Genomic DNA, 18,496 nt, shown 5'->3' with positions numbered 1-18,496 from the left:
CTTGGCGGAATTCCCTTGGCGCAGGCTTGAGGCTAGAACGTCTTCGAGTCTGATCGAGCGGAGAGCGGGGCCTGTGGGGCGATTGGCGAGATGTGCGGTGACCCTGGCGTTGCCGTTGGCGCTTGCGGCATGTTTCGGCAGCGACGGTGACCGTCCGACGCTGATGGGCGGGACCCAGGCCGGAGGCCCGCAGCCGTTCCCCGACAATTTCCGCAGCGACACGCTGGCCTTGATGCGGACCTATCTGAACAACCCGGTGGGCGTGCGGGACGCCGGCATGGCCGAGCCGGTGCAGCGCGAGGTCGGAGGCCGGCAATTCTATGTGAGCTGCCTCCGCTTTACGCCGCGCGAGTCCGACGGCAGCTACAAGGCCATGCGGGAACGCGCCGTCGTCTTCGTCAACGGACGGGCGGACCGCGTCCTCGACCGCACCAATGAGCTCTGCGCCGGCGCGGTTTACGCACCCTTTCCGGAACTGGAAAAGATGACGCGATAGCCCAAAGCCGGCCTTCATCGATTGGTGCTAGAACGAGCGCTGCCGGAGCCGCTGGATCACATTTTGGCGAGCTTTGAACGAGGTGGTTTCGCCTTGCGACAAATCGTTACGCCGAGCCTTGCGCAAACGACAAAAACAGTCGGCGCAGGGCGGCGGGACGGAACAAAATCGCGTTGTTGCCACTCCGTCACAGTCACGAACGATCAACGTTCCGGCATCGTCGCGAAGCAACCCAATTCACGCCACGTTGTTTCCTGAGTGTCGTTTATGAAAGAACGGGGATGACTATGAAAAAGTTTTTGCTGGGCGCAGTCGCTCTGCTGGCGTTGGCCGGACCGGCCGCAGCGGCCGACATGCAGCCGCGCCCTTACACCAAGGCGCCGGCCTATACGCCGCCGCAGGTGATTTACAATTGGACCGGTTTCTACATCGGCGGCCATGTCGGCGGCGCCTTTGCCGGCGACAGCAGCTTCCAGTCGAGCGACGCCCGCTTCCTCGGCGGCGTGCAGGGAGGCTTCGACTACCAGTTCGCGCCCAACTGGGTGGTGGGTATCGAGGCTCAGTATTCCTGGCTGCCGACCAACAACAACGGTGTCACGTTCCCGCTGGGCACGCAGGTGACGTCCAATACCGACCAGCTCGGGTCGGTGACCGGTCGCATCGGCTACACCTGGGGACCGACGCTGCTCTACGCCAAGGGCGGTTATGCCTGGCGCAATAACGGTCTTGGCGTGAACATCGCCGGGGTGCCGCAGGCCTTCACCACCACCGGCAACAGCAAGGACGGCTACACCGTCGGCGCCGGCCTCGAATACATGTTCGCGCCGAGCTGGTCGGCCAAGGCCGAGTACCAGTATTACAACTTTGGCAGCACCACCTTCACCTCCGGCCCGGCCGACATCGTCGGCGTTCGCGGCCGGGAGGACGAGCATACCGTCAAGGTCGGTGTGAACTACCGGTTCGGCTGGGGCGGTCCGGCGGCCTCGCGCTACTGACCGACCGCCAGCGTCCACGATCTGACAAAGGCCGGCTCCCGCCGGCCTTTCGTTTGCCGGGCTCTTGCCCGCCGACCCATTGTTTGCTTTGCGTGAACCATCTGGCGCGTCATTTGCTTGCAAATGACGCTGGCGCGCTTTCTCACGCGCGTCATGGGGCCGGGGTAAAGCAAAAATAATTTTTGCAATTTACGGAACTCGCGCCCCGGAACGCGTTATATGAGAATTATCGGGCTGGTGGGACGACGGACATGCGTATTCTTGTGTCGGTAGTGGTGCTTTCGTGCTCCTTCGGCTTGCCGTGCTCTGCACAGACAATCCTTAAATCCGAGCCTCTGATGCTGGCGCCCTATGAGGTGGCCTTCGTCAAGGATGCCTCCTGTCCGTCGGGCAAGGTGATGAAGGTCACCGGGGCGATTCGCGGGCTGCATCGCCGCAAGGCCTGTGTGCCTATGCCGGGAGAACAGGCCTCGCTTGTGGCCGCCACGCCCTGAGCGCCGGGTCGGACCTCAGGAATTCAGCTCAAGCTCCATCCTCGACTGCTGGTCGGCTTCGGCCTTGTTCTTGGCGGGATCCTCGCCTTGGGCCAGCTGGCAGGGCGCGATCTCGTAATCATTGTCCAGCACCCGGCGCGGTCCTGTCCGCTCGTCGTCCGCGATCATGTCCACGACGAGCCCGCTTCGCTGCGCGAGCTTCCAGACGTCGGATTCATCAGGATAGGCCTTGCTGATCTGGGCGTCGTTGCAGAACAGGGCGTAGGGCATTTCTTCCCGCTCCAAGAAAGCCATTCAACGAGTTCGCGGGGTAAGGGGTTCCGCCCCAATGTCGATCACGGAACCGTGATCGATTGCGGCCCGCCCTGAGTCCTTAACGAGTCCTGAATCCCGAAAAAAAGAATCCCTGGGACTCATCGGCCGGAATCAGCGGATGTTTTTGGCCATGACGAGCGACCTGAAAACCTCCTGCGGGCACATGCTACTGCCCCTGACGCTGGCGCTGTTTGGCGCCTGCGCGGCCAATCTCTGGCTGGTCTGGTCCTGGCTGTAGTCCGCTGGAGCCCCTGCCTTAGGTTTTGGCCGGTGGGCGGGGGGAGGCGCTGCCGATGGCGGCGCGGAGTTTGGTCAGGGTCGCCGTGCAATATTCTTCCCGCTCGCGCTCGAAACGCTCCTGGTGCTTGCGGAAATTGGCGATCCGGGTCTGCATTTCGCTGCGGAAATCACCATCCGCCCGCGCGGGAGCGAGCTGAACGCCTTGAGGCTGCGGAGGGGGTTGGGGCGGCGCGATCTCGACCGCGACGGTCTCAAGGGTGGTGGCGGCAACGATCCCGACGCTCGCCGCGGGTGAATCCGGCGGCGCGCCCGGCCGAAGGACCTCATCCTTCTTGCCGGTCACCGATTGGACGAAGGCCATTGTCTCCGCGATCAGCGCGTCGCGTTCCCTGATCCATTTCATGATCCACCTCAGTCGCCCATTCCAGCAAACCGGCTGCACCGAATCAAGGTATGTTCGGAGGGGATTGCATATTTTTCCCGATCGGCCGACATTGGCCGGATGGCTGCCGAAGACGAACGGGTAGACGAAGCGGAGGGCTTGAGGCTGGTCCGCGCCTTCCTGTCGTTGCCTCCCGACAAACGGGCGGAGGTGATCGCTTTCATCGAGGGATTGGCGCGCGTCCATGGCCGGCCCCAGAAGGGCAGGGAGACCTCACCGACGTGAGCGCTATCGCTGGCGGGGATTGACGTTGGGCTCGAACGGCGCGCCGACCACCCGAACCGGCGCCTGAGCGGTGACATCGATCGCCGTCCGCTGGGCAACCTGCTCTGACGCCATGGGTGCTGGCACCTGTTCGAACAGAGCAACTGTCCCGGCCACGGCGCCACAGCAGAGCGTCACCGTCGCCAGCAGAAACATGTTTCGGTTTTCTTCCCGGATCAGCATGGGTCGGAAACGTACGATGCACGTCTTTGGTTCCGGTCTGGCCCTGTCCGGCTGGCCGTCTCCGAGAGGATCGATGGCCAATGGCGATGACGGCCGCGACGCATCGCCTGTACACTGCGTGCGACTTGGCTTGAGGCTCGTCAGATGATCTCCCATCGTCCTCCCGTGCTCGCCCATGAGCGTTTCCTGGCCGACCGCGAGAATTTCGCGGGCCTCGATCTCGCCGCCCGCTTCGAGCGCATCGAGCGGACCAACCTTTGGGGCGCTGCGACTTCGGTCTCCGGCCTCGGCTCGGAGGATCCCGCGACCGCGGCGATCCGGGAGGCGCTTCCAGCGCTACTGCAACGGCTCGGCGCGCGCTCGCTGCTCGATGCGCCCTGCGGCGATGCCGAATGGATCGGCCGCATCAAGCTCGATGTCGACTACACCGGCATCGACATCGTGCCGACGCTCATCGAAACCAACAACCTGCGCGCATCTCGCGGCGAAATGGCCGGCCGTTTTCTCGTCGCCGACATTACGCGCGATGCGCTGCCGCGCGCTGACGTGATTCTGTGCCGGGACTGTCTGGTGCATCTGAGCCTTGCCAATATCGACTGCGCCCTCACGCAATTCCGGATGAGCGGCGCGCGCTTCCTGCTGGTCACCACCTTTCCCGATTGGGAGGAAAATCAAGATTGCGAAGACGGCGACTGGCGTGCGCTGAACATGGAGAAAGCGCCATTCGACTTGCCGGCACCGCTCGCGCTGATCAACGAGCGTTGCGATGAGGGCGGCGGCGGCTGGCGCGACAAGAGCCTCGGGCTCTGGCGGCTGGACCGGTTGCCCGATCGCGTCCGCATGGCCACGGATGTGTGATGGGCGCGGACGGAACGTCCATTGCTTCCGTGATCGCGCCGCCGATACACTTTGGGTTGTGCGACGCGATCCTGGGGCGCGCCGATCACGCAGGAGCACACCATGCGAGCACGTGCTGTCTTGGTCGCCCTGTTGATCTCGTGCGGCGCTCCGGCGGCCGCACAGCAGGACGGCGCCGCGCTCTACGCGACGCATTGCGCACAGTGCCACGATGGCGGCGATGCCCAGAGCCGCGTGCCCGGCCGGAGCGCCATGCAGGCGATGGCGTTCGATCATGTGCTGGCGACGCTGACCTCCGGCAGCATGGCGGCGATGGCGAAGGACCGCAGCGACGAAGAACGCCGCGCGATTGCGGCCTTCGTCACCGGCAAGGCCGCGACCGGAGGCGGCACGGCCGACACGCAGGGCCGCTGCACGCAGCAGGTCAGCGGCTTTCCGGAGCCGCTCGACGGTCCGCATTGGAACGGATGGGGCGTCGACGCTGGCAACAGCCGCTTCCAGCCGGCCGAGATGGCGGGACTGACCGCGGCAGAGGTGCCGCGCCTGCGGCTGAAATGGGCCTATGCGTTTCCCGGCGCCTCGGTGTCCTTTGCGCCGCCGACCATCGTGGGCGGCCTGCTGTTCATCGGCGGCACCGACCGCAAGGTGCATGCGCTCGACGCGCGAAGCGGCTGCACGCTGTGGACGTTCGCAACGGATGCGGCGGTGCGCGCCGCGATCAGCTTCGCGCCGCTTGCCGGCACCGATCAGTTCGCGATCTACTTCGGCGATCTGCGCGCCAATGCCTATGCGGTGAACGCGCTGACCGGCACACTGATCTGGAAGACGAAAGTCGAGGAGCACGCGGCCGCACGCATCACCGGCGCACCGGTGCTGCATTCCGGCGTGCTCTACGTGCCGGTGTCCTCGCTCGAGGAAGCCGCCGGCTCGCAAGCCAATTACGAATGCTGCACCTTCCGCGGCAGCGTGGTTGCGCTGGAGGCTGCGACCGGCAAGGAGGTCTGGCAGGCCTATACGATCCCCGAGATACCGCATCCGACGAGCAAGAACGCGAGAGGCACGCAGCTCTTTGGCCCGTCCGGCGCCGCCGTCTGGTCGGCGCCGACGATCGACGCGCGGCGTAACGCAATCTATGTCGCGACCAGCAATTCCTACTCGAACCCGCCGGCCGCAACCGCCGATGCGGTGCTCGCCTTCGATCTGGCGACGGGAAAGCTGCTCTGGAAGCAGCAGGCCACGCCAAAGGACGCCTTTGTCGTGGCGTGCTACAGCGCGGACAGGACCAATTGCCCTGACGATCACGGACCCGATCACGATTTCGGCCAGTCGCCGATCCTCGTCGCCTTGCGCGACGGCCGACGCGTGCTGGTCATCGCGCAGAAATCCGGCGTCGTGCACGCGCTCGATCCCGATGATGGTGGCAAGATCCTGTGGCAGACGCGGATCGGGAAGGGCGGTCCGCTCGGCGGCAGCGAATGGGGCTCGGCCGCGGATGGGGATCGCATCTATGTCGCCAACTCCGACGTGCGGTTTATGCGCGATGGTACGCGGCGTCTCGATTCCACGCAGGGCGGCGGCCTGTTCGGCCTCGATCTCGCGACCGGGAAGATCGAGATGGAGGTGCCGCCGGTCGCCTGCGGCGATCGCCCGCAATGCAGCCCCGCGCTGTCGGCGGCGGTGAGCCTGATCCCGGGTGTCGTGTTCTCCGGCGGCGTCAGCGGCGTCCTGCGCGCCTACGCCACTGCCGACGGCAAGCTGTTGTGGGAGTTCGACACCGTGCAGGATTTCAAGGCGGTGAATGGTGTTCCCGCCCATGGCGGCGCGATCGACGGTCCCGGGCCGGTGATCGCCGGCGGCATGCTCTACACCAATTCCGGCTACGGCCAATGGAGCGGCGTTGCCGGCAACGTGCTGCTGGCGTTCGAAGTGGGGAAGGAGTGAGAGCGAGGGCCCATGATCGATGCCAGATGCAATTGCGGCGCTGTTGCGCTGACGCTTCCGGGGCCATCCAGCCTCGTCGCCGCCTGTCACTGTGTTGAGTGCCAGCGACGAACCGGCGCGCCGTTCGGCGTCGGCGCCTTCTATCCGGTCGAGGCCGTCACGGTCGCGGGAACGCCGAAGGAATATGTTCGTGCGGCCGCGAGCGGCAGCAGGGTCCGCTTCTATTTTTGTCGAGACTGCGGTTCGACGGTCTATTGGAAGGCCGACAACCGACCGACGATGATCGCCGTTGCCGTCGGTGCGATCGCGGACCCAAACTACCCGGCTCCCGTCAGATCGGTTTTCGAGCGGTCGAAACACGCCTGGGTGGAGATCGCGGGCGCGGAGCACTTCCAGCAGAGCAGCGCGCCGAAGAAATCGAGCTGAGTGCCGCGTCAAAAGCTGGTGCCGGCTGAGGGGATTGAACCCCGACCTTCGGTTTACAAAACCGTGGCTTCGGCCGAATTTCATTATAATTATCAGGGGATAAGGATCGAACGAATTGCGCGGGTAACCAACGGGGTAAAAAGAGGGGCCTGTGTGGTTGCCGCGATCGTCGCTGTTCTGATATGACCGAGGCCGTCGCTGGCATAGCTCAGTTGGTAGAGCACGTGATTTGTAATCACGGGGTCGCGGGTTCGATCCCTGCTGCCAGCACCATCATTGCTTTCCCCTTGATCACGTCAACGAACAGCGCGCGAGTGATTAACTCACCTCAACCTTTCCGGTAGCCAATCGTCGGCGCTTACGGTTCAATACCGTGGTAGAAGTCTGGGGAAGGGTAAATGGCCGCCGCTGAGCCGAGCCTTCAGCTCCATTTGGAGCCGGAAGAGCCTATTGAAATTTCCGAACTAACCGGCGCGCTAACAGCTATCGCGCACCAATATCAAGCCTACGCTGTCGAGAACGAGCTAGCTTCCAAAAACTCCGAGGCTCGGCTCTTAGTGTCGGCTGTAAGGCCCGGCAGCATCGACATCAACTTGGTCCCCGATCTGACTACCATGATCGCGATGGCGGGGCCGCTGCTCGCTCCTCTAATCGACAAATTGGAGTTGATCGAAAAGTTCGGCAAGCACCTTAAATCCCTGATCGATCTTTTCGCGAAAAAGAGGGAAACGACGGATCGTGACAATATCACGGTCAAGGATTGCGACGACGCAACGAACATCGTTAAGCCCATCGCAAACCACGGCGGATCACAGACCTTCAATGTGATTAACGGACCGGTGACGATCCAACTATTGACTATCACAGCACAGGAAGCGGTCAGTATCCTTGAAACTGCTGCCCAAGAAAAAGCTTTACTTCAAAATCCGAACGCAGAGATCGTGCAGCGCGTTCCGATGATTTGGAAGCGACTTGATCGCGATTCTGTTAAGTCTGCTGCAAAGACGACCCCGGACCGGGCGCTTATCGAGGAGATAGATGAGAAGTCCCACGCCGTTTTCTTTACCGACGAAATGAGCCACCTAAAAAATCAGATGATTGATGATGAGGATAATCCATACCAAGCGATCTATTTTGTAGACGTTGTGGTGTCGCGGTCATCCGGAAAGGTCGTTTCTTATCGGGTTATTGGATACCACGGCAAGGAAGAGCTAGAGGTCATTCCGCCAGCGTAGAAGCGTACATTCCCCGGACGCGTTGTGTACTTCCGACAACGCGTCCGGGGTAGCATGAACCGGCAATGGAGAAGCGACTAACCTCTGCCGGCGCATTCGATTAGCGTTTGTCGGGGGATGCGAACGCGAGCAGGGATCGCATGTGGTCAGCATGCAGATCGATTTTGGCTTCGTCGCCATGCTTCGATAGCAATTCGCGCATATATTCGAGATGCGATTTTCCGGCTTCGCTGTGGGAATTGTGGCTAAGCAGTTTCGTTGCCATGGGGAACGTTACCTTCTGTTGTTCGGACGATGAAAGACGGCCCGTCCGATTAGCCGATCTATTTGCGCTGTTCGCGGCATTTGTCCGGAAAGCGCATCGCTAGTTGATCAACGTAGCTTCTGAACAGACGCTCGGCCTCATTCAGTGAGTAGTTGTCGTTCTCGAAGAACAGCCGGAAGTCGCGCGGAGTTTCAAACGCGTGAGCGGGTGTCGTCCACAAGTACAGGCTAATGATCCGAATTAGCGTGTCGGGACCAATCGAGAGATTAGGCGTTTGCACATTTGCGAAAAAGTGTATCTCGCGCACTGGCTCACGCTGATAGTTGTCAAAATAGAGGGCGTCGCACTTCCTGATGACGCGGTTGTTGTTGGTTGCGTATTCGCCTTCGATGCGATCGTGTTCGGTCGCGCTCGCAAAGTGCATCAACCCGTCGCGATTGAAGGCGTAGATGATCGGGTGCGGATGAAACACCTTGTAAATTCGCACATCGCGAAGCGGCGAGTTATCGGCTATAAGCATTGCAAATAATCCATCCATTTGCGGGCGGCGTCGGCTTCGGTGTCCGTCTTGGGTATTTTTGGCGCTTGGCCGAAAAGCGCGGTTTCTACTTCGTGGCGTAGTGTTGGCGGTGGGTACCGTTGAAGCGAATAGGCGTATGGACGTGCATCATCATCTTCGATTTCGTCATCTTGCTGCGCTTTGCACCACTCAATCCATCGTTCATGACGTGCTTCCCATCCTGCGTAAGAGTCGCGCTGTTCATCCGTTATCGCTTCCAGTTTTGCTGCGATGCTGTGGGCAGGCTTCACGATCGCGATAAGTGCAGCAAGCCTGTTGCGGTCGCGATCACCTATCGGCATTGAGCAGTTGTTCCAATTCGCCTAGGCGATTGCGTAAATCATCGATATCTGCGACAGATTTTAGTTTCTCAATTGCGGTTGCGATTTCTTTCATTTCATCCGCCGAAATGTCGCCAGCAACAAATGCTTCCTTGATATCTTCCGGGTCAGCGCCGTGCATTTCCTGCGTGCGCGCGCTCGGCAGGCAGTAACGAAGCACTAGAGTTGTTGCCCACTGCTCTTTGGCGTCTAAAGCATCGGACAAATTTGCGGCAGCGCGATTGCCCATCGCGCGAACGATTTTCATCAACTCAGCGGATTGTTTGTTACGAGCGCCAACCGGTCTCCCGGTGTTGGCCGGGCCGGATACGAAGCGGCCCCGTTCGTCCTTCGCAACCGTTGATTTACCGTGAAAAACGGCGAGGTTAGAGGGTGTGGTCATCGCTCTAAGTCCAGAAAATTCGTATTTGCCTATGCTCACACCACTGTGCGACTGCCGCTGTAGATGTCCACCACACATTGCCGCGACGTGTCGCAGCCGGGAAGTTCTCCACCATTCTCCATCGCGACAAGACCGCGCGCGACCGCATGATAGAATTTTGAAGCGTCGCGGCATCAATCTCCGGCGTCGCACGTAACACTACAACGCGCGGAAAATCCGGACGGCGACCGCGCCTCATCGCAAAGCACTCACGTTGATGATAGTGGCCAAGCAAACAAGATTCCCCGGCGCTGCTTGTTATTTGCGATCGAACGTTTTGTAGATATCGTGCGGTGACAGATTGGTTGCGGTCGCTACAACATTGCAAATTCGCCTCAGCATATCTTCGACGGTAGCAACAGCTTCAGCGCGTGCGTTCAATTTATCCAGTTCGCGCGTGGCGGCATCGCGCGCTGCACGGTGGTCCGGCCCGGTTGCGAGAGGGCGTTCGTAAGTGGGTGCGATTTGGTGCGCAGCATTTGAACCAGATTTCGCGATTAGACGTTGAGCCATATAGCGGTTGATTGCGGCATCGCGTGCGCGTTCGCTTACGCCAGTCAGTGCACCAGATTCGATCAATGCGGCCGTCGTCTCATACGGCGTGTTTTCGCTAGTCGCCATCGCTTCCTGACGGGAGCGGTCAGCGCTGCGCCATAATGCCATTCCGTGCGCTCTCAGGTGGGCATTTGCGGCCGTTGCAGGATCAACGGCCATCAGCGCGGCGCGCGAAGCGGCAACGTCCTGGCTTTCCTTGATGCCTCGGTTTTGAAGTTGTCCGCAGGTCTTTCCGAAACGCAAATCAGCGGCGGCCCGTATGCGGTTGGTCAGTTCGTCGTTTTTGAAACTCTCATGCAATCCCGCAACGTCCGCAACGAACGCTTTCGCACACTCGCCGATGTAGCTGTTCATTTCGGCAAGTGGTGAAGCCGGATCGAGTGTCGTGATCAAGGCGCTCGCTGTGGCCCCGTTTGCCGAGCGCCCTGTCATCACCACGCCGCGCTCGGTCGTGTTCAGTTCGAACGCGAACGGTTTCTGATCCGGCTGATTGTCGAACCTCAGCGGGAACGCCGTTTTGGCAATGCCATTCATCAGCAATCCTTTCCTTGACACGGCGAGGAGCGCAGCACTCCAAACGCCTGAATATTTACGACACGCCAACGAATACACCGAGCCGGAAAGTAAAGTCAAGAGACGACCTCACTAAGTACTTGATTTCATTTGATTATTGCTGTGGATATTGCGATGAATATTGTGTTGTTCATGCGGTATTACTTGCGATGATAATTGCGACGATAATCGCGATGATCGCGCTGCGAATGGAGCATCGGTTCAGCAAACAGAAATGCGACAACCCAAACGCACGCAACATTAACGTGATAACTGACCGCGTTTTTGTAGGGGGCACTGTGGGGTAATTCGGTCTGCTCTAAGGGGGTGACGCGGACTCGCCACCCGAACATTAGGGATGACCGGTTGCGGACCCGAAGCAGACGTTCGGCCAATGCGGGCACCGATGCTACCAGCTCTTTAGAAAGGGGCATTGCACTTCTGATTTGACCCTAGGGCCAATAGGTGGCCAAATACCCTCTCTGGTAGCATCAAGACTGTTCAATCAGCATCACGGGAGGCGACTAATGAAGTCAGTAGGTTCGCTTACAGCAGCCGTCGTTTGCATTACGTTGGTACTGCCTCGGACTGCCCCCGCCCAAACGGCACCGGTAATTCCCCCGTCAATCATCACGCCGGACAAAGTCGAGACGCGGCTTGGCACGTTCGATTTCAAGGATGGTGCGCCCGGAAAAGCCACGTTGGAGAAGGCTTACGATTACATCGATTTCACGCACGCTTACAACGCCTTTGCAAACACCATGCAAGGGGTGAGCTTAGTCGCCGCCCGCAGGGGCTTCTTGGAGGCCGGGGTCAAGGACAATGAAATCCTCATTTTTTCCGAGTTGATGGATGCAAAGTCGCTCTTCCTGACTGCCAACGCAGACACTGTGTACTTCCTTGGCTTCATCGACGTCTCCAAGGGGCCGATGGTGTTCGAGGTGCCGCCCAAGGTCCTTGGAGCGCTCGACGACATGTGGTTCCGCTGGGTCACCGATTTTGGCCAGCCTGGCCCTGATCGTGGCCTCGGTGGCAAGTATCTCATCCTGCCACCGGGTTACGACGGTCCGGTGCCGGAGGGCGGCTACTTCGTGTCCCGATCCCGGACAAACCGGCTCTTAATCATGGGCCGCGCTTTTCTTGAAAACAAAAACGACCCGAAACCTGCGGTCGCATCCATTAAGCAATCGACCAAGATTTACCCGTTCGAACCCGGCGGCGTCGGAACACCCATTGCCGAGTACCTCAGCGGCAAGGCCAAGCTCGGCAGGATCGGAGACCCGCCGCCTTCCAAGTTTCACGAAGGCAGCGGCAAGGTGATGAACACCGTTCCGCCCAACGATTTCAGTTTCTATGAGATGCTAAACGAAATCGTGCAGCAAGAGCCTGCTACATCCCTCGACCTTGAACAAATGGGGTCGGTCGCAGCCATCGGTATTGTCAAAGACAAACCGTTTGCGCCGGACGCGCGGATGAAGAAAATTCTCGCCGAAGCGCTTGCGGTCGCCAATGCCACCTCCCGCTCCCTGTTCATGAACCCTCGTGATCCAAGCTGGTTCTATTATCCCGGTTCGGCATGGATGAACTTTCTGTTCGTCACCGGGTACGAGTTCGAGACGCCAATCCCAGAAATAACTCGTGAGGGCGTCAAGCCATTCCCAGCGACCGGCTACCGGCAGTTGGATGCGCGCACCGCCTTCTTCTACTACGTCACCGGTATCACACCGGCCATGGCGATGCGCGTGCCGGGCATCGGCTCGCAATACCTCCTCAACATGCTGGATGCCGACAAGAATTACTTCGACGGGTCCAAGACGTACAAAGTGACGCTACCCAAGGGAATACCGGAGGCGAACTTCTGGTCGTTCACGGTCTACGACAACCAGACACGCTCCATGCTTGACACGCCGCAGCGCCACCCTCGCGCTGGTAGCCAGAGTTATCCGTCGCCGGCCGCCGAAGCAGACGCCGACGGCACTACGACAATCTATTTCAGTCCGACCCAGCCTGCGGACGTCAAGCGTGGCAACTGGATACAGACGGACCCGAAAAAAGGCTGGTTCACTATCCTGCGTCTTTACAGTCCGCTTGAACCGTTCTTCACCAAGGAATGGCGTCCGAGTGAGATTGCGATGGTGAAATAGTAACCGCCTCTACCGCAGCCACGAGCGGCGCCGCCATCGCATGCGTGGCGGCGTCCGCTATTGGGCCCGAAGCCGAAAGTTCCATGGACGACCGGCGATTTCTGATTTCAGGAGTAAAGCCGACATGGCGATTTATGGGCGCGCTCCCTAACAGCATGGCGACAGCGGCGACGGCCCTCTACAGCCCTACAGAGAGATGTAGAGGGGATATCTTTTTTCCTAAAGGATAAAGGCCCTGTCGCCGTTGTCGCCGCTCCAAATTATGAAGCGACGGCAACTGTGAAGGGGAGAAACCCGTTCGTTCGCAACCTGTTTGCTTCGACGTTCGCAAGCTGCACATAGAGCGCGGGGTCGGCGTAAATCTGCTGCTCGTTCAGATCGCGGATAATCACCAAGCGAACGTTGTCTTTGGTGACGCGCCTTTCGCAGAAGATCATTTCTTGTTTCGATAGGTTTCTTCGGATGACAGTTTCGTTCGCATTCGGAATTCTGTGCTTCACGAATTGTTTGATCGTCTCGAAACGCGCCACTTGCGCCTGCCAATGGTCTTTGAACTCTGCTAAGGCCTGTTCAACCTCATTCGCAAGGTTCGAAAGCATCCTTTTGCGCGCGTCGTTCTCAATGCTGCGATGTCCAACATTGAACCCGTCGAGCGACAACGTGGAAAGATGCGCCCACACTGCGGCTATCAATTCATTCTGTCTCATTCGTTCGTAAATGAAGTCGTAGTAGCTCGTTGGTTGCGGTTGCGTCGGGTTTTCAATGATGTTCCAGCGTCTATCGTTCTGTTCGATCGGGAGCGCGTCCCAATTGTTGCTGAATACGAGCCAGCGCAGTGCGTTATGCTCAACCCATTGCAAGCCGTGCTTTTCGTTGATTTCGCGATAATCGGCATTCACCATTGTCTTGAGCTTTTCCGACAGTCCCCAACTGTTGGTACCGCGCATTCCTGCTCGTGCTTCGTCTACGACCATCAGCAGCTTGCGGGACATGCGGCCGTTATATTTACCCTCAAGGATCGTATCCAAAATCGCATTGTTGAGCACGTAGCCGCGTAGCACGCGCGACAGAACGCCACTTAGCCAGTTGCGACCAATGCCGGTTTGAGTTGCGACGAAGCACCAGCCAGTTTCGACTTTTTCACCGGGATGTTGCAGAATGTGGGCAAGCCACTGTTCAAATCGAGTGCGTTCCGCTTCGATCGGAACGAGATAGGCGAGGTGTTCGCGCCATACAGGCAACCAATTGTCGCGCAACCGATCGTCGCTGATGAAGTGATCGGTAAACGTCGGCTTGATCAGTCCGCGCCAAACGTTGAAGGCGCTTTCGCCCGGTCGCTCTGGCGGTTCGCAGATAGGGCCGCCGTCCGGCTTCCAAGTGACCGCGTCTACATTCATTCGCTTGGTGCTTTTCAACCACAGTTCTAAGCCGGGTACAGGCTTTTCCTTTTCTTTTCCGCTGCGGCCGTCTTTGTATTTTAGCGTTTCGAGCGATGCCGCGTACGAATTGCGAGCGACGCTCATCGACAGCACTTCGCGGTTGATCGCGTTGGCAACTGCGCCGCTGTTCCCGGTCTTAGCGAAGAATAGGCTTGCTTCCATTTCGACCAACGTCATCAACTTCGTGGTTGTGTCGAATTCAAGCTGTTCACCGATACGCTCGTTTTCCTTGCGTTGTTTTTCCCGGCGTTCGGCGACGGTGCCGGAATAGATATTGCAACAGGCTATGTTGCTACTACTGGCCGTTCTGTTGCGGTAGTACGCGCGCCTAATCCATTTATCGCGCTTGCCTAGCGCGCATATGTTGAAAAGCCGGATCATTCGCACATGATCCTTGCCGGTCCAGAATGCCAACTTGTTCATGAGGGCCAAATCAGCTGCACTGTGGTCGAATTGCTGTCCTGTTGATGACGGGTAGAGGTGGTTCAGAACTTTAGCATCACCATTCCATAGCGCGGCGAACGGAACTCGTTTGCTCAACCTGTCGAATTCGATTTTGGCAAACCAATCACTCGGATTGCACATGATCGTGTCATTTAACTCTGCAAGCCGATCGTCTGAAATCTTGTCATCAGATGCAAACATACGGGCCAATAGTTCCTGATCGTCTTCCGGCCCTGACCATCTCGGATCGCGGATGGTCTCGATTTCTTGATTGTCCCGGTCGTGTTCGCGGATCGGAAGGAAGGTTTGCAGCGATGCTGTCTGCTCTAAGTCGGCATTACCAATCCATTGGCTGCCCGCAATGGCGATAAAGCGGTTGTTCTGATAAAACTCAAATCGGCCACCCCACTTGTTGCGGCGATTGCCGAATTGGGTTTTGTCGCCTCTCATGATCAGGTGCAAGCCGCTTCCTGATTGGCTAACCTCCGCTGCTACGCCCGGAAATAAGCGCGTGCAAATATGCGTTGCTTCGTCGTTATATGTGCCGGAGTCCGGATCGCGGCACGCATCAAGATCAACGAAGATATATGGATCATTTAAGGTGAAAACAAAGCCGATCCGGAATTCCGGATTGATCGTCGCAATGGTCGTCGCGGTTTCGAAACTCGCCCATGTGGTCGGATTGGTTGTGTCGGCGCGTTGAAGTGTCTTCGGATCGTATGGGATTTTGCGCGGTTTCGGTTCGCCATCGTATTGCTCAAGTCGCCACAGCACCCATTGCGGAAGGGATTTCAGGCCCGCGAGAGGATCGGCGAGGTTTGCAGGCGGCTTTCCGCTATCGAATGCGCGCAGTGTCACAAGCGCGCGGTTGAGATGCGCGGCGCGGGCGTGTATAGTCATGATGCTTATTCCTAAAGAACGATGATTAGAGGCCCTGCCGGGTTGCGCTGGCGGGGCCTTTTCCTCTGGCGCTAGGCGGCGCTGGCGCGACCGTTGATGAACTTTTCGAGGTCGGACCGGCGCCAGTAGCGCCGACCGCTGATCATGACCGGGGCGGGGAAGTCCGCGAGCGGGGCGATGATCTTGTTGCGCGTGCGATGGTGTAGACCGTGCTGCCAGCAATGTAGCGTCGCGTGCGAGATATTGCCGAGCATTGTCCTGGCAGCTTTGGAATTGACGAGGATGTCGCTGGGCGCGAAAGCCGCGTGTGTGCTCGCGTCAACGAGCAGGACCGTTGATGTCATGGCGGATGACCTGATGATGATGTTGACGGGGTTCACAGGCATCCGCCCGCCGCGCGCCGCGTCTCTACCGCGACTTGGGCCATCCGACCCTTACACCGGGAGCATCCGCATCACCGGCTTACACAAACTGATTCAACGAATATGGTTCGTCAAGGCCACGATGAGTAAAGATCAACAGCATTGAAGGGGCTTCGCGTACCCCTCGGCTTCCCCGGCAATATGTCGCCGCGCCGAACATCAACGATTTCAATGCGATGATTCCGCGCGCTGCCAAATTCTATATTTGCTGCTCTATCTGCTCATTGAGGCTCATCTGCCAGAGACCGTGATGAACACGTCGGAAGAGGCAAACAGACGCGGGGCGCGAAGGACGCAAAGGATAGAAAGCGAGAATGAAATATGAGAATAGCAGCGAAGGATGGGACGCTACAGGGGATTTGGCATTGACGTGGACAAAGACAGACGATGGCTCAATCGTCGACGGCAGCAAAGTGATCTATTTTAGTACCCAGCGTTTTATTAGGGACATCGCTTTAGGGAACTGCTGCTTCATCTGCGGCGCTGCGCCGGATACAAAGCCATTCAATGACGAGCACGTATTTCCAAGGTGGTTGCTGCAAAGGTACAATCTCTTTTCGCGCACGATCACGTTGCCCAACGGCCGGCCGGTTCGTTACGACCGCCATACAGTTCCGTGCTGCGAAGAGTGCAACACCCTCATGGGAAGGGAAATTGAGCTGCCCATAAGCGCAGCATTGGATGGCTCGCCGCATTCGGTTCAGGACTTTGTCGCGTCTGGAAAAGGATTGCATTTATTCGTTTGGATGGGGCTTATTTATCTGAAGCTACACCTAAAGAATAAGACGAACAGAAAAGTCCTCGACACCCGTGTAGACGCCGGCATGATCGCCGACGATTACGATTGGTATCTCCTGCATCATCTCCACACCGTTATTAGGTGCTTCTACATCCCCACGATCATAGAGCCGGAAGTAATAGGATCGCTTATGGTTTATCCGGTTCGTACGGAAGGGAGTCTCGACGAGTTCGATTTCGGGGATCTTCACGCTACGCAGACGATGATGCTGAGGCTTGGACGTACCGCCATATTCGTTGTGTTCGACGACTCCAGAGGTGCGCAGAGCTACATCCAACATAATATGCTCCCAAAACTCACGGGTCCGATTTCTGAATTGCAGGTGCGCGAGATTATGGTCGAGTTCGCGATGCTTAATTGGCACCTGAAGGAACGTCCAAGTTTTCAAAGCCTTTGCGATACCGTGAGGGAAGAGCACACGATCATCGCGCGCCGCTCCGAGCGGCCGGAATTAGTCGGGTGGGACTTGGAAGTGCGCGGGCAATTAATGTGGAATGCAATCGGTCATGCATGGTCAACTTTCCCGTCCCTCGGCGCGTCCGAAGAGGAAGTGAAGAAGGTGGTGCTGACGGGGAACATGTCTGTATTGTGGGACAACAACGGTGATTTTATCCTCGGCGATACAAAGCGGTGGAAGTGAACGCCCTGGGTTGCGGCGGGAGCGCGTTCTGACAAAGGCGTGGGAGATCTACGGCTTGGGTTCAGCGATTAGCTTGCCTTGTTGATCGATGAGCGATGTTCGGCACACCTGAGCTGCTTCGTCGAATACGATCGAGCGATCAACGGCCATGTATCCCGACATGGCATAGCTTAGTTCGGTTTCATTCCAATCGCGGAATATCTGGAGTTCGTTGCTGCCCGGCAGATATCCTGAAAAGGACCGAACGTTCAGTTGTTCAATCTGGATTGATTCGTCGCTTTCGAACGTCAAGTAGGAGTGCGTCGCGTCTCTGAGCGCGGCTTTGTAGTGGACGCGAGCTGATATCTCTCTGAATTGTGTTCTGGACAGCTCAGCGCCCAAGAGGCCGAATGGTCCCGTCGGACCAACTTCCATTTGGAACCCGCCGTCGTTGATGAATATGACGCCTAGCTGACCAATCCTGATAGAAACCGACTGTCCGGCGAGATTTGTTGAGAGATCAAACTCGGCGTTGTTTCGGGGATTTGACACTGTGTAGGCATAGAGCGAGAAAGGATATTCACTGTGGATGCACCTGAAGGATGTGGGCTTTCTTGCGCTCTGCATTACAAAATGACAATGCTGGAGCTCGTCGATGAAGCTAGGGGGAACGATTGTACTGCTGCTTGGTTTTGACCGGTCGAGCAAGAGGCTGGTCTCTTTGACTAGAATTCCAATCAAAATTTTGGAAAGCCAGCGGCCTAGAGTAAGCTTCTCCTCGTCAGAAGATATGCTGCCGCGATGAAAGATCGGTTGAACGCCGGCTTCAATCGTCGATAAGAACCCAGTATTGCAGTCAACGCAGCACGGAACGGTCAATTTTCGATATGGAATAGATGTTCCGTTCAAGAGCGTCAGTCGCTTGTCAAACAGATTGCATTGGGTCTGAAGCCATTTTGGGATTACGTGCTCACCTATGCCGGTGCTCGGTGCTCCGCCGCATGCAAAGCATCTCTTATTGGCTATGCTGCTTTCTAGGACAGCTCTATCTGTCAACTCGAAGACTTTCATTGCGGTGAGGTGCCCTCGTTGAAGGTTGCAATCAATAGCGATCTTCGATTGGGAATCGGTGCTGCCTTATTGAACC

Annotated in this window: 20 protein-coding genes and 1 tRNA gene; 10 read left to right on the top strand and 11 right to left on the bottom strand. The window is 58.0% G+C overall.

Annotated features, from left to right (window positions below):
* Positions 1-73 precede the first annotated feature (73 nt).
* The 3 genes from HAP40_RS24310 to HAP40_RS24300 all read left to right on the top strand — a co-directional run bounded on the left by HAP40_RS24310 (position 74) and on the right by HAP40_RS24300 (position 1,985).
* Positions 74-496 (top strand): hypothetical protein, encoded by a 423-nt coding sequence (locus HAP40_RS24310; RefSeq protein WP_166815359.1) that lies wholly within the window; start codon positions 74-76, stop codon positions 494-496.
* A gap of 287 nt (positions 497-783) precedes the next feature.
* The gene (locus HAP40_RS24305; protein WP_166815360.1) at positions 784-1,491 is read left to right on the top strand and encodes an outer membrane protein; all 708 of its coding nucleotides are present in this window, start codon (positions 784-786) and stop codon (positions 1,489-1,491) included.
* A 251-nt stretch (positions 1,492-1,742) separates the two neighbouring features.
* Positions 1,743-1,985: a DUF6719 family protein gene (locus tag HAP40_RS24300; RefSeq protein WP_166815361.1), complete on the top strand. Its 243-nt coding sequence runs from the start codon at positions 1,743-1,745 to the stop codon at positions 1,983-1,985.
* 15 nt (positions 1,986-2,000) lie between these two features.
* Here the strand turns inward: HAP40_RS24300 and HAP40_RS24295 are convergent, their stop codons facing one another.
* The 3 genes from HAP40_RS24295 to HAP40_RS24285 form a co-directional block, all read right to left on the bottom strand.
* A complete protein-coding gene (locus tag HAP40_RS24295; protein WP_166815362.1) occupies positions 2,001-2,255 on the bottom strand; it encodes a hypothetical protein in 255 nt (84 codons plus the stop codon).
* Between the two features lie 301 nt (positions 2,256-2,556).
* Positions 2,557-3,168 (bottom strand): hypothetical protein, encoded by a 612-nt coding sequence (locus tag HAP40_RS24290; protein WP_334270710.1) that lies wholly within the window; start codon positions 3,166-3,168, stop codon positions 2,557-2,559.
* A 42-nt stretch (positions 3,169-3,210) separates the two neighbouring features.
* Positions 3,211-3,429: a hypothetical protein gene (locus tag HAP40_RS24285; protein WP_166815364.1), complete on the bottom strand. Its 219-nt coding sequence runs from the start codon at positions 3,427-3,429 to the stop codon at positions 3,211-3,213.
* A gap of 144 nt (positions 3,430-3,573) precedes the next feature.
* Here HAP40_RS24285 and HAP40_RS24280 point away from each other — a divergent pair, with 144 nt between their 5' ends.
* The 5 genes from HAP40_RS24280 to HAP40_RS24260 all read left to right on the top strand — a co-directional run bounded on the left by HAP40_RS24280 (position 3,574) and on the right by HAP40_RS24260 (position 7,889).
* Positions 3,574-4,287 (top strand): class I SAM-dependent methyltransferase, encoded by a 714-nt coding sequence (locus HAP40_RS24280; RefSeq protein ID WP_166815365.1) that lies wholly within the window; start codon positions 3,574-3,576, stop codon positions 4,285-4,287.
* Between the two features lie 102 nt (positions 4,288-4,389).
* Positions 4,390-6,228, top strand: a complete 1,839-nt coding sequence (locus HAP40_RS24275; protein ID WP_166815366.1) for a PQQ-binding-like beta-propeller repeat protein — start codon at positions 4,390-4,392, stop codon at positions 6,226-6,228.
* 12 nt (positions 6,229-6,240) lie between these two features.
* Positions 6,241-6,654: a GFA family protein gene (locus HAP40_RS24270; protein WP_166815367.1), complete on the top strand. Its 414-nt coding sequence runs from the start codon at positions 6,241-6,243 to the stop codon at positions 6,652-6,654.
* Between the two features lie 197 nt (positions 6,655-6,851).
* Positions 6,852-6,927 (top strand) — tRNA-Thr (locus HAP40_RS24265).
* 125 nt (positions 6,928-7,052) lie between these two features.
* Positions 7,053-7,889: a hypothetical protein gene (locus HAP40_RS24260; RefSeq protein WP_166815368.1), complete on the top strand. Its 837-nt coding sequence runs from the start codon at positions 7,053-7,055 to the stop codon at positions 7,887-7,889.
* 100 nt (positions 7,890-7,989) lie between these two features.
* On the opposite strand, the gene HAP40_RS24255 is transcribed toward HAP40_RS24260, so the two are convergent.
* From HAP40_RS24255 to HAP40_RS24235, 5 genes are all read right to left on the bottom strand, one after another.
* Positions 7,990-8,154 (bottom strand): hypothetical protein, encoded by a 165-nt coding sequence (locus tag HAP40_RS24255; RefSeq protein WP_166815369.1) that lies wholly within the window; start codon positions 8,152-8,154, stop codon positions 7,990-7,992.
* A gap of 58 nt (positions 8,155-8,212) precedes the next feature.
* The gene (locus tag HAP40_RS24250) at positions 8,213-8,674 is read right to left on the bottom strand and encodes a hypothetical protein (protein WP_166815370.1); all 462 of its coding nucleotides are present in this window, start codon (positions 8,672-8,674) and stop codon (positions 8,213-8,215) included.
* Complete coding sequence (locus tag HAP40_RS24245; RefSeq protein ID WP_166815371.1) at positions 8,665-9,015, bottom strand: hypothetical protein; 351 nt, start codon at positions 9,013-9,015, stop codon at positions 8,665-8,667. The genes HAP40_RS24250 and HAP40_RS24245 overlap by 10 nt, the downstream gene beginning before the upstream one ends.
* The gene (locus tag HAP40_RS24240; RefSeq protein ID WP_166815372.1) at positions 9,002-9,436 is read right to left on the bottom strand and encodes a hypothetical protein; all 435 of its coding nucleotides are present in this window, start codon (positions 9,434-9,436) and stop codon (positions 9,002-9,004) included. Before HAP40_RS24240 ends, HAP40_RS24245 begins: the two co-directional genes overlap by 14 nt.
* 297 nt (positions 9,437-9,733) lie before the next feature.
* A complete protein-coding gene (locus tag HAP40_RS24235; RefSeq protein ID WP_166815373.1) occupies positions 9,734-10,564 on the bottom strand; it encodes a hypothetical protein in 831 nt (276 codons plus the stop codon).
* Between the two features lie 545 nt (positions 10,565-11,109).
* Here HAP40_RS24235 and HAP40_RS24230 point away from each other — a divergent pair.
* Positions 11,110-12,726 carry a DUF1254 domain-containing protein gene (locus HAP40_RS24230; protein WP_166815374.1) on the top strand — a complete coding sequence of 539 codons (1,617 nt, stop codon included), beginning with the start codon at positions 11,110-11,112 and terminating at the stop codon, positions 12,724-12,726.
* A 260-nt stretch (positions 12,727-12,986) separates the two neighbouring features.
* Here the strand turns inward: HAP40_RS24230 and HAP40_RS24225 are convergent, their stop codons facing one another.
* Entirely contained in the window at positions 12,987-15,509 is a 2,523-nt protein-coding gene (locus HAP40_RS24225) for a DUF5906 domain-containing protein (protein ID WP_166815375.1), read from the bottom strand.
* Positions 15,510-15,580: 71 nt separating this feature from the next.
* Positions 15,581-15,889 (bottom strand): helix-turn-helix transcriptional regulator, encoded by a 309-nt coding sequence (locus tag HAP40_RS24220; RefSeq protein WP_166815376.1) that lies wholly within the window; start codon positions 15,887-15,889, stop codon positions 15,581-15,583.
* 356 nt (positions 15,890-16,245) lie between these two features.
* Between HAP40_RS24220 and HAP40_RS24215 the strand changes: the two genes are divergently transcribed.
* Positions 16,246-17,370 carry a hypothetical protein gene (locus tag HAP40_RS24215; RefSeq protein WP_166815377.1) on the top strand — a complete coding sequence of 375 codons (1,125 nt, stop codon included), beginning with the start codon at positions 16,246-16,248 and terminating at the stop codon, positions 17,368-17,370.
* Between the two features lie 48 nt (positions 17,371-17,418).
* Here the strand turns inward: HAP40_RS24215 and HAP40_RS24210 are convergent, their stop codons facing one another.
* Entirely contained in the window at positions 17,419-18,420 is a 1,002-nt protein-coding gene (locus HAP40_RS24210; RefSeq protein WP_166815378.1) for a hypothetical protein, read from the bottom strand.
* Positions 18,421-18,496 lie beyond the last annotated feature (76 nt).

Origin of the sequence: Bradyrhizobium sp. 1(2017) (assembly GCF_011602485.2) — a bacterium.
Taxonomy (GTDB): Bacteria; Pseudomonadota; Alphaproteobacteria; order Rhizobiales; family Xanthobacteraceae; genus Bradyrhizobium.
This window is presented reverse-complemented; position numbering and strand designations above follow the sequence as displayed.